Raw genomic sequence first — 10,472 nt, forward strand, 5'->3', positions numbered from 1 at the left:
ATACGCGTAAAAAAGAAAGGGCCCGCAGCGCAGGCCCCCTCGGGTCAAGTGTCCCGCAGGATCACTTCTTCTTGAACAGCTCGAAAGGCAGGGTGACCTTCAGCGGCACGCCCATCCGGTGGTTGATGTGGGCCTGCTGCACGATGGTCAGAATGTTGTTCGTGATCCAGTACAGCACCAGGCCGGCCGGGAAGAAGAAGAACATCACCGAGAACACCAGCGGCATCAGCCACATCATCTTGGCCTGGATCGGATCGGGCGGCAGCGGGTTGAGCGCGGTCTGGATGATGGTGGTCAGGGTCATCACGGCCGGCAGCACGAACCAGGGGTCCGGCGTGGACAGGTCGGTGATCCAGCCGATCCAGGGCGCGTTGCGCATTTCCACCGACGACAGCAGCACCCAGTACAGCGCGATGAACACGGGGATCTGGATCAGGATCGGGAAGCAGCCACCCAGCGGGTTGACCTTCTCCTCCCGGTACATCTTCATCATCTCCTGCTGCATGGCCTGCGGGTTGTTCTTCAGGCGCTCGCGCATTTCCATGATGCGCGGGTTGATCGCCTTCATCTTGGCCATGCTGCGGTAGGCGCTGGCGTTGAGCCAGTAGAACGCGGCCTTGATCAGCACCACCAGCAACACGATGGACCAGCCCCAGTTGGACACGAAGCCGTAGATCTTCTCCAGTAGCCAGTACAGCGGCTTGGCCAGGATCGTCAGCCAGCCATAGTCCTTGACCAGTTCCAGGCCGGGGGCCAGGCGCTCGAGGACCTTTTCTTCCTGCGGACCCACGTACAGGCGGGACTCGACCTTCTGGCTCTGGCCCGGTGCGACGGCGGCCAGGGGGGTGATGCTGCCGACCGCGTACAGGTTGGTGTCGACCTTGCGGGCGAAGTTCTCGCGCTGCACACCCTCACCCAGCAGCCAGGCCGTGGTGAAGTAGTGCTGCACCATCGCCACGTAGCCGTTGGGCGAGGTCTTCTCGAAAGAGGCCTTGTTCTCGTCGATTTCCTTGAACTCCACCTTCTGGTACTTCTGCGCCTCGGTATAGATGGCCGGGCCGGTGAAGGTGGAATAGAACGGGGTCTCGGTCTCCACCTTGCCGCCGTCACGCACCAGCTGCAGGTACAGCTGCGGGGTCACCGGCTGGGTGCCGGTGTTGACCACTTCGTGGGCCACGTCAATGTCGTAGCGGCCACGGTGCAGCGTGTAGGTCTTGAGCAGCTTGACGCCACCCACATCGGCCGACTCGAACTTCACCACCAGACTGTCCTGACCGTCGGCCAAGGTCACCGGACCCGGCACCAGGGTCATCGGTGTCTTGTGGGTCGGGAAGGTGCCACCGATCAGGCCGGTCTGGGCCACGTAGGTGCGCCGTTCGCTCTGGTCCAGCAGCACGAAGGGCGGCGTGCCCAGCTCACCGCTGGCGTGCTTGAGCAGCGTGGCACCCACCAGGGCACCGCCTTCGCTGTTGAACACCAGCTCGAAGACGTCGGTGCTCACCACATGGCGCTGGGCCACCGGCGCCGGCGCTTCGGACGGGGTGCTGCCCGCGGCAGCGGCCGCGGTGGTGGCCGACGGCAGGCTGCCATCGGCGGCCTTGGCGGCGGGTGCCTGCTGCGCCTGCTCGTTGACGAAGCTGGCCGGGAAGAAGGTCGGCTGCTTGCCGTTGTGGATCTGCCACTTGTCCCAGATCAGGATCAGGGAGAAGCCAAACACCACCCAGAGGATGGAACGACGGATGTCATTCATGAGGAGATCTTCTTTTCTTCGGAGGGGGTGAAGCGGGTGAACAGGCCAGGCATCTTGTCGGGCACCGGGTCGCAGCCCCCCCGGCACCAGGGCTGACAGCGGGCGATCCGGCGCAAAGTCAGGTAACTGCCGGCCAGCGCGCCATGGCGCTCCAGGGCACCGATCGCATAGACCGAGCAGGTCGGCTCGAAACGGCAAGTATTACCCAGCCAGGGGCTGAGGACCAGGCGGTAGCCCTTGACGATGCCCACCAGCAGGCGGCGCGGCAGGTCAGACAGCAGCACGGACGGCCTCCGCCACAGGGGCGACCACCGCCGGACGCGCAGCACGGCGCGCCAGCTGGCTGTAGAGCTGGTCGAGTTCGGCGCGCACGGCGCGCTTGAGCGCATCGGAAGACGCGCTGAAGAATTCCTGGCGGCTGAACGTCGAGCGCAGGCGAACCACCAGGGCTGCCTGGGGCAGACCGTCAGCCCGAAGGCGCGCTGTTTCGTAGATCTGGCGACGGATGGCGTTGCGCGTGACGGCCCGTTTCGCCCAGCGTTTGGGCAACAGGACACCAATCCAGGTGTCTTTCACCGGGAACAGGGGATGGCCATCGGAGGGGCCATCGAGCAACGCGCGATGCAGGGCGAAGTGGGGGGTCTTGGCCACAGGGGCCCCCGCCATGACGGCCTGGAACTGTTGCCGGGACCGGATGCGTTGCATCACCCGCGCAGCGGCCGAAGCGGCTGGCTCAGGGACGACGTCAACCCGGCCGGCATGCGTTCAAGGCGCCGGAACTCAGACCGACAGACGCTTGCGGCCCTTGGCGCGGCGAGCGTTGATGACGGCGCGGCCACCGCGGGTCTTCATGCGCACGAGAAAGCCGTGGGTACGGGCGCGCTTGATCTTAGAAGGCTGGTAGGTGCGTTTCATTGCCATGGCAGTACGGTGCCTGCGGCAAGCAGGCAGCTAGAAAATGAGGGAAACCCGCAATTATCGCTGCAAACGGCCCGTTCGGGCAAGTCCGGCCGTTTGGCAGGCTCATCGGGTCATGGTCTGGGCGTCCGCTGGCTGGTGGAGCGGGGTGGCGGTTCTCTCTGGCGAGGGCACTGCCGGGGCGGTCGGTGAGTGGTCCTGCAGCACCTCATCCAGCAGCATCTCCTGCAGCACCCCGGGCGGGTGCAGCACCCCCAGACGCTGCTGGTCCTTGCCCAGCAGGAAGCGCGGCGCCTCGGTGCCCGCCGGGTGGTGGCCGGCGGCCTGGCAGACGCAGCCGGTGATGATGCGCTCGCACATCTCGGGGCTGAAGCCGGCGGCCTGCAGGCGCGGGCCCAGTTCCTGGCGGGCTTTCTCCAGCCAGGCTTCGTGGCTGGGGGGCACCTGGGGCTTGACGCCGATGCGGCCCGCTGCGGGAGGGTCGTGGCGCCAGACGGCGTTCTTGCTGCCGTCCTCGTTCTCCAACACGTCTCCGTTACGGGCGGTCTGCCAGACCTCGGTGTACAGCAATTGGGGGGCGTTCGGGTCGTGGCGGCGTCCCGGGGGCACGTCCGCGATGGCGATGCCGCGCTGCTGGAAGTAACCGGTCACGCCTTCGAGCACGCTGGCGGCGGTGCCATGCGGGTCGTGGCCACCGCCGTTGCCCACGTGGTTGCCCGGGTGGTGCACCAGGCTGACACGAGGATCATCGACATGGTAGAGCGGGCGGAAGTCGGTGCGGGTTTCGTGGTCGGCGATGACGGAGAGCACCGGCCCGCGCACATTGGGCGGAATGTGCATGGGTGCATCCACAAAGCGCGCCACCGGATCGATCAGGGCCATGCCGGAGATGGGCACGCTGCCCGGTGGGGCAATCACCTGGCCGTCACTGTCGGTCAGGCCGCGCTCATGCACCAACTGGGCAAAGCGGATGGCCGCGGCGCCGCCCCGGCTGAAGCCGGTGGTGGCCGCGCCGATGTCGGCAGTGGTCGCGTCGGGGTTCTGTCGGAGGTGGTCCAGTGCCGCCAAGCGGAACTCCCCGTACGCATTTTCGGCGGCCGCCTGGATGGCCGGCGTGGGCAGCACCGCGGCGTTCACCAACCCACCTTGATCCCCGCCAGTACCGACGCCGGGGTAGTAACCAGACTTGAGGGAATCAGAATTGGCGACGCGTGCCTGCGTGCGCAGCTGGCTGACATTCGTCGACAACTTCGTACCTGACAGCTTCAGGTTATTTTCGTCGTTATTCGTGCCGTCAAATGCGGCCAAGAAGGTGAACTTCGTGGCGCACGCTGCAGCGCCGGCGCGCTCCATTTCCTGGCGAGCCTCGGGCATGCGGGCACGTTCTTCGGCCGTCAGCTCTCTGACAACGGATGTTCCCATGGCCCACCTCAGCGCGGTGACAACGTGGGATAGATCTCGTAAGCCCGCTTGTAGCGAGACAGCCAGGTCCTGAGCAGCGGCGCCTTGTCCTTTGACGTGACGAGCTGAGGGGTGACTACATACACGTACAACTGTCGTCCATCGATCACGAAGGTCAACGCATGATCGGTCATGTCGCGAGGCAGGCGATGGCGCAGGTCAACCCGGTCTTCCAGCACTTCTCCAGAAGCTTTGAGGCGCCACTTCACATACAAAAATTCACCCACCGGCATCGGACCGTTTACGCCATCGGAAGAACCCACGCTTCTGCCATCCGGGGATTTGGCTTGGGTCTCCCGGTACTGATCGCCATAGCTGAACTCCAACAGGTCCACCTGCTTGGCCCAGCCGTCGTTCCAGCCCTCAAAATTGAACGCATGCGGCACCAGCCGGGGCGTGCTGGCACAGGCCGTCAGGGCCAGCAGCAGGCCGAGCATGGCCAGCCAGCGGGTGAGTGATTGCTTCAGTGTCATGGCTTGTCCTCCCTGAAATCCCGGCCTTTCTGACCGGATTCGGCGAGGATAGACGAATACCTTGGTACTCATGTCTGTGTGGCGCCGCCACCTCCCCGGTTTTGGGTAAGAAGGTGTAACGGGCGGTACCACCGACCGGGCGCGGGGCCAGCAGCGGCGCGGTGGAGCGCCTCCACCGGGGTTTGTAAAGGGGGGCGTCACCATGTGGATAACTTGCCGTCCGGACTACAATGCCTCCTCAGCCCCGAGCCACTTGTCCACAAGAACGATTCCATTGACCGCCAGCATGTCCGAGGGCGATTCCCCCGTTTTCACTTCCGACGACAACAGCAGCCTGCTGTGGTCGGCCTGCGTCGATCGCCTGGCGCAGGAGATTCCCGAACAGCAGTTCAACACCTGGATCCGCCCCCTGGCCGCGACCGTGGCCGAGGACGCCTCCAAGGTCACGCTGCAGGTGGCCAACCGGTTCAAGATGGACTGGATACGTGCCCAGTACGCCGCCCGCATCACCGCCACGCTGGAGTCCCTGATGGGCCGCGCCGTGGCACTGGAGTTAGCGCTTGCTCCGCGCGAAGCCCCCGTGCGCACGACGCCCATGGCCCGCACGGTGCAGGATCAAGTGCTGTCCGAGCTGCCCGATGTGGCCGCGCCGGCGGAGCCCGCCCAGGCCTCCGGCCCCAGGAGCCGGCTGAACCCGGCGCTGACCTTTGCCACCCTGGTGGAAGGTTCGGCCAACCGCATGGCGCGCGCCGCGGCCATGCACGTGGCCGGCAGTCTGGGACAGCTGTACAACCCGCTGTTCATCTACGGCGGTGTGGGCCTGGGCAAGACACACCTGGTGCACGCCATCGGCAACCAGCTGCTGGCCGACAAGCCGCAGGCCAAGGTTCTTTACATCCATGCCGAGCAGTTCGTCTCGGATGTGGTCAAGTCCTATCAGCGCAAGACTTTCGATGAGTTCAAGCAGCGTTACCACTCGCTGGACCTGCTGCTGATCGATGACGTGCAGTTCTTTGCCAACAAGGAACGCACGCAGGAAGAGTTCTTCAACGCCTTCGAGGCGCTGCTGGCCCGCAAGAGCCACATTGTGCTGACCAGCGACACCTACCCCAAGGGGCTGGCCGACATCCACGAGCGCTTGGTTTCGCGCTTCGACTCGGGCCTGACGGTGGCCATCGAGCCGCCCGAGCTGGAAATGCGCGTGGCCATCCTGATCAACAAGGCCGCGGCCGAGAACGCCGTGATGCCCGAGGAAGTGGCCTTCTTCGTGGCCAAGAACGTGCGCTCGAACGTGCGCGAGCTCGAAGGCGCACTGCGCAAGATCCTGGCCTACAGCCGCTTCAACCAGAAGGAAATCTCCATCCAGCTGGCGCGCGACGCCCTGAAGGACCTGCTGTCGATCCAGAACCGGCAGATCAGCGTGGAGAACATCCAGAAGACCGTGGCCGACTATTACAAGATCAAGGTCGCGGACATGTACAGCAAGAAGCGCCCGGCCAGCATTGCGCGGCCGCGCCAGATCGCGATGTTCCTGGCCAAGGAGCTGACCCAGAAGAGCCTGCCCGAGATCGGCGAGCTGTTCGGCGGACGGGACCACACCACGGTGCTGCACGCGGTGCGCAAGATCGCGGCCGAGCGGCAGACGGTCAGCGAACTGAACCAGCAGCTGCACGTGCTGGAGCAGACGCTCAAGGGGTGAACACCCCTCGGGGTGACTGTCTTGCAACTAGGTGAAAATAGCGTGATTTGGTTTTCGGCCCTCTGATTCCATCGAGCGAAAGAGCAACATGATCGTTTTCAAGTCGACCCAGGACAAGGTTTTGGCGGCCCTGCAATCGGTGGCCGGCATTGTCGAGCGCCGTCACACGCTGCCCATCCTGGCCAATGTGCTCCTGCGCAAGACCGGGGGCGCCGTGCAGCTGACCACCAGCGACCTGGAAATCCAGATCCGCACGACGGCCGAACTGGGCGGCGACGAGGGCAGTTTTGCCACCACGCTGGGCGCGCGCAAGCTGATCGACATCCTGCGCACCATGCCGGGCGACCAGAACGTGAGCCTGGAAAACAGCGGCGGCAAGCTGATCCTCAAGGGCGGCAAGAGCCGCTTCACACTGCAGAGCCTGCCGGCCGAGGACTTCCCGCTGGTGCAGGAGTCGGCCAGCTTCGGCCCCGCCTTCAGCGTGCCGCAGAAAACGCTCAAGAGCCTGCTGGGCCAGGTGTCGTTTGCCATGGCCGTGCACGACATCCGTTACTACCTCAACGGCATCCTGTTCGTGGCCGAGGGCAAGAAGCTCAGCCTGGTGGCGACCGACGGCCACCGCCTGGCCTTTGCCAGCGCCGACCTGGAAGTCGAAGTGCCCAAGCAGGAAGTGATCCTGCCGCGCAAGACCGTGCTGGAACTGCAGCGCCTGCTGTCGGACAAGGAAGGCGCGATCGAGATGCAGTTTGCGTCGAACCAGGCCAAGTTCAGCTTTGACGGCATGGAGTTCGTCACCAAGCTGGTCGAGGGCAAGTTCCCCGACTACAACCGCGTCATCCCCAAGAACCACAAGAACATCGTGATGCTGGGCCGCCAGCCGCTGCTGGCCAGCCTGCAGCGCACCGCCATCATGACCAGCGAGAAGTTCAAGGGCGTGCGCCTGAACGTCGAGCCCGGCACCCTGCGCGTGGCCTCGAGCAACGCCGAGCAGGAAGAGGCCGTGGACGAGCTGGACATCGACTACGGCGGCGACGCCATCGAAATCGGCTTCAACGTCACCTACCTGATCGATGCGCTGCAGAACATGGGCCAGGAGATGGTCCGCATCGAACTGGCCGACGGCAACAGCTCGGCGCTGGTCACCAACCCGGACGACCACGCGTTCAAGTACGTCGTCATGCCGATGCGAATCTGAGCGCCAAAGCCCCAGGTAACCACACCATCCAAACCCGCGAGCCACGCGGGTTTGGCGTTTACTGAGTGAGAGAAGTTTCCACCATGTCCGAAGCCAACAAGCCCGCCGATTCCGGAACCGATGGCGTCCACACCGGCGCAGCCGGGGTCGACAGCTCCAACTTCCAGCCCAAGATCGACGCCCACCAGGCCGGCGCCAGCGAAGGCTATGGCGAAGGCGCGATCCAGATCCTGGAAGGCCTGGAGGCGGTGCGCAAGCGCCCGGGCATGTACATCGGCGACACGTCCGACGGCACCGGCCTGCACCACCTGGTGTTCGAGGTGGTGGACAACTCCATCGACGAAGCCCTGGCCGGCCACTGCGACGACATCGTCGTCACCATCCACACCGACAACTCGATTTCCGTGACCGACAACGGCCGCGGCATCCCGACCGGCGTGAAGATGGACGACAAGCACGAGCCCAAGCGCTCGGCGGCCGAGATCGCACTGACCGAACTGCACGCGGGCGGCAAGTTCAACCAGAACAGCTACAAGGTCTCGGGCGGTCTGCACGGCGTGGGCGTGTCCTGCGTGAACGCGCTGTCGGTGTGGTTGCGCCTGACGGTGCGCCGCGAAGGCCAGGTGCACCAGATCGAGTTTGCGCGCGGCTTCGTGCAGAACCGCATCGTCGAAATGCGCGACGGCGTCGAGGTCTCGCCCATGAAGGTGATCGGCCCGACCGAGAAGCGCGGCACCGAGGTGCACTTCCTGCCCGACACCGAGATCTTCAAGGAAAACAACGATTTCCACTACGAGATCCTGTCCAAGCGCCTGCGCGAGCTGAGCTTCCTGAACAACGGTGTGCGCATCCGCCTGAAGGACGAGCGCACCGGCAAGGAAGACGACTTCTCGGGCGCCGGTGGCGTCAAGGGCTTTGTGGAGTTCATCAACAAGGGCAAGCAGGTCCTGCACCCCAACTGCTTCCACGCCATCGGCGACCGCCAGAGCGACCAGGGCACCAACATCGGTGTCGAGGTGGCCATGCAGTGGAACAGCGGCTACAACGAGCAGGTGCTGTGCTTCACGAACAACATCCCGCAGCGTGACGGCGGCACCCACCTGACCGGCCTGCGCGCCGCGATGACCCGCGTCATCAACAAGTACATCGAAGAGAACGACCTGGCCAAGAAGGCCAAGGTGGAAGTGACCGGCGATGACATGCGCGAAGGCCTGTGCTGCGTGCTGTCGGTCAAGGTGCCCGAGCCCAAGTTCTCCAGCCAGACCAAGGACAAGCTGGTCAGCTCGGAAGTGCGTGGCCCGGTGGAAGACGTGGTGGCCCGCCTGCTGACCGACTATCTGCAGGAAAAGCCCAACGACGCCAAGATCATCTGCGGCAAGATCGTGGAAGCGGCCAAGGCCCGCGAAGCGGCCCGCAAGGCGCGCGAAATGACGCGCCGCAAGGGCGTGCTCGACGGTATGGGCCTGCCCGGCAAGCTGGCCGACTGCCAGGAGAAGGACCCCGCGCTGTGCGAAATCTACATCGTCGAGGGTGACTCGGCCGGTGGTTCTGCCAAGCAGGGCCGCGACCGCAAGTTCCAGGCGATCCTGCCGCTGCGCGGCAAGATCCTGAACGTGGAGAAGGCGCGCTACGAGAAGCTGCTGACCTCCAACGAAATCCTGACGCTGATCACCGCGCTGGGCACCGGCATCGGCAAGGCCGGCGGTGAAGGCGGCGAGGGCGGCGCAGCAGGCAAGGACGACTTCGATGTGTCCAAGCTGCGCTACCACCGCATCATCATCATGACCGACGCCGACGTGGACGGCGCGCACATCCGTACCCTGCTGCTGACCTTCTTCTACCGCCAGATGCCCGAGCTGGTGGAGCGCGGCCACATCTACATTGCGCAGCCGCCGCTGTACAAGGTCAAGAGCGGCAAGGAAGAGTTGTACCTGAAGGACGCCGCTGCACTCGACCAGTACCTGCTGCGCATCGCGCTGAACGGCGCCAAGGTGAGCACCGGTGGCGCCACCAACACCGTGCTGGAAGGCGACACCCTGGCCGAGCTGGCGCGCAAGCACCAGGCGGCCGAGCGCGTGATCGAGCGCCTGTCCAACTTCATGGACGCCGAGGCCCTGCGCGCCATTGCCGATGGCGTGGTGGTCAAGCTGGACACGGTGGAAGAGGCCGAGGCCAGCGCCGTGGCCATGCAGGCCAAGCTGGCCGAGCTGAGCACCACCGGCGTGCCGCCCGAAGTGGCCGGCGAGTTCGACGTGCGCACCGACAAGCCCATCCTGCGCATCAGCCGCCGCCACCACGGCAACGTCAAGAGCTCCATCCTGACGCAGGACTTCGTGCACGGCGCCGACTACGCGGCCCTGGCCACGGCGGCCGACACCTTCCGCGGCCTGCTGGGCGAAGGCGCCAAGGCCATGCGCGGCGAAGGCGAGAAGCAGAAGGAAGAGAAGGTGAGCGACTTCCGCCAGGCCATGCAGTGGCTGATCAGCGAAGCCGAACGCACCACCAGCCGCCAGCGCTACAAGGGCCTGGGTGAAATGAACCCCGAGCAGCTGTGGGAAACCACCATGGACCCGGCCGTGCGCCGCCTGCTGCGCGTGCAGATCGACGACGCCATCGAAGCCGACCGCGTGTTCACGATGCTGATGGGCGACGAGGTGGAGCCGCGGCGCGACTTCATCGAGACCAACGCGCTGCGGGCGGGCAATATCGACGTGTAATCGTTTTGTGGAGCCACCCATAAGCTGAGAAGCTCATGGGTCTCGTGCCACGGCAGTGTTTCCCTAGATGAACGCACCGGGATTCGCTGACTCTGCTCTCAAGGTAGAAGTCTGGCAACCATCTCCGGCAACTGAACCGCCCCGGGTTTCCAGGAGGCCGGTTGATTTAAGTTGACACCTCTGTTGAGGTGTTGCTGTTGGCGAATTGCCTCCAGTAGTTTGCCTCAGCTTCTGCCGGAGGGATGCCCCCAATCGGCGT

The 10,472-nt window shown here is 64.8% G+C and carries 9 protein-coding genes; 3 read left to right on the plus strand and 6 right to left on the minus strand.

Translation table 11 applies throughout. From position 1 onward, the window contains the following. Nucleotides 1–61 precede the first annotated feature (61 nt). The 6 genes from yidC to ACFQNJ_RS12550 all read right to left on the minus strand — a co-directional run bounded on the left by yidC (nucleotide 62) and on the right by ACFQNJ_RS12550 (nucleotide 4,602). Nucleotides 62–1,750: a membrane protein insertase YidC gene (gene yidC, locus ACFQNJ_RS12525; RefSeq protein ID WP_382257850.1), complete on the minus strand. Its 1,689-nt coding sequence runs from the start codon at nucleotides 1,748–1,750 to the stop codon at nucleotides 62–64. Next, nucleotides 1,747–2,019, minus strand: coding sequence for a membrane protein insertion efficiency factor YidD (gene yidD / locus ACFQNJ_RS12530; RefSeq protein WP_382257888.1), 273 nt, complete (start codon nucleotides 2,017–2,019; stop codon nucleotides 1,747–1,749). The genes yidC and yidD overlap by 4 nt, the downstream gene beginning before the upstream one ends. Nucleotide 2,020: 1 nt before the next feature. Beyond that, nucleotides 2,021–2,455, minus strand: a complete 435-nt coding sequence (locus tag ACFQNJ_RS12535) for a ribonuclease P protein component (RefSeq protein ID WP_382257853.1) — start codon at nucleotides 2,453–2,455, stop codon at nucleotides 2,021–2,023. A gap of 75 nt (nucleotides 2,456–2,530) precedes the next feature. After that, nucleotides 2,531–2,665 (minus strand): 50S ribosomal protein L34, encoded by a 135-nt coding sequence (rpmH, locus tag ACFQNJ_RS12540; RefSeq protein ID WP_374640433.1) that lies wholly within the window; start codon nucleotides 2,663–2,665, stop codon nucleotides 2,531–2,533. A 108-nt stretch (nucleotides 2,666–2,773) separates the two neighbouring features. Next, a complete protein-coding gene (locus tag ACFQNJ_RS12545; RefSeq protein WP_382257855.1) occupies nucleotides 2,774–4,090 on the minus strand; it encodes a dienelactone hydrolase family protein in 1,317 nt (438 codons plus the stop codon). An 8-nt stretch (nucleotides 4,091–4,098) separates the two neighbouring features. Next, nucleotides 4,099–4,602, minus strand: a complete 504-nt coding sequence (locus ACFQNJ_RS12550) for a hypothetical protein (RefSeq protein WP_382257858.1) — start codon at nucleotides 4,600–4,602, stop codon at nucleotides 4,099–4,101. Nucleotides 4,603–4,888: 286 nt separating this feature from the next. Between ACFQNJ_RS12550 and dnaA the strand changes: the two genes are divergently transcribed. From dnaA to gyrB, 3 genes are all read left to right on the plus strand, one after another. After that, nucleotides 4,889–6,301, plus strand: coding sequence for a chromosomal replication initiator protein DnaA (gene dnaA, locus ACFQNJ_RS12555; RefSeq protein ID WP_382257861.1), 1,413 nt, complete (start codon nucleotides 4,889–4,891; stop codon nucleotides 6,299–6,301). An 88-nt stretch (nucleotides 6,302–6,389) separates the two neighbouring features. Further along, a complete protein-coding gene (dnaN, locus tag ACFQNJ_RS12560; RefSeq protein WP_374640403.1) occupies nucleotides 6,390–7,496 on the plus strand; it encodes a DNA polymerase III subunit beta in 1,107 nt (368 codons plus the stop codon). An 83-nt stretch (nucleotides 7,497–7,579) separates the two neighbouring features. Beyond that, nucleotides 7,580–10,213: a DNA topoisomerase (ATP-hydrolyzing) subunit B gene (gene gyrB / locus ACFQNJ_RS12565; RefSeq protein WP_382257865.1), complete on the plus strand. Its 2,634-nt coding sequence runs from the start codon at nucleotides 7,580–7,582 to the stop codon at nucleotides 10,211–10,213. The last annotated feature ends 259 nt before the right edge of the window (nucleotides 10,214–10,472 follow it).

It is taken from the genome of Hydrogenophaga bisanensis (assembly GCF_042665135.1).
Lineage (GTDB): Bacteria > Pseudomonadota > Gammaproteobacteria > Burkholderiales > Burkholderiaceae_C > Hydrogenophaga > Hydrogenophaga bisanensis.

What these genes read in the sequence shown, in the direction of transcription:
- yidC (WP_382257850.1), bottom strand. Translation starts at nt 1,750, where the DNA reads ATGAATGACATCCGTCGTTCCATCCTCTGGGTGGTGTTTGGCTTCTCC.
- ACFQNJ_RS12535 (WP_382257853.1), bottom strand. Translation starts at nt 2,455, where the DNA reads ATGCAACGCATCCGGTCCCGGCAACAGTTCCAGGCCGTCATGGCGGGG.
- rpmH (WP_374640433.1), bottom strand. Translation starts at nt 2,665, where the DNA reads ATGAAACGCACCTACCAGCCTTCTAAGATCAAGCGCGCCCGTACCCAC.
- ACFQNJ_RS12545 (WP_382257855.1), bottom strand. Translation starts at nt 4,090, where the DNA reads ATGGGAACATCCGTTGTCAGAGAGCTGACGGCCGAAGAACGTGCCCGC.
- ACFQNJ_RS12550 (WP_382257858.1), bottom strand. Translation starts at nt 4,602, where the DNA reads ATGACACTGAAGCAATCACTCACCCGCTGGCTGGCCATGCTCGGCCTG.
- dnaA (WP_382257861.1), top strand. Translation starts at nt 4,889, where the DNA reads ATGTCCGAGGGCGATTCCCCCGTTTTCACTTCCGACGACAACAGCAGC.
- dnaN (WP_374640403.1), top strand. Translation starts at nt 6,390, where the DNA reads ATGATCGTTTTCAAGTCGACCCAGGACAAGGTTTTGGCGGCCCTGCAA.
- gyrB (WP_382257865.1), top strand. Translation starts at nt 7,580, where the DNA reads ATGTCCGAAGCCAACAAGCCCGCCGATTCCGGAACCGATGGCGTCCAC.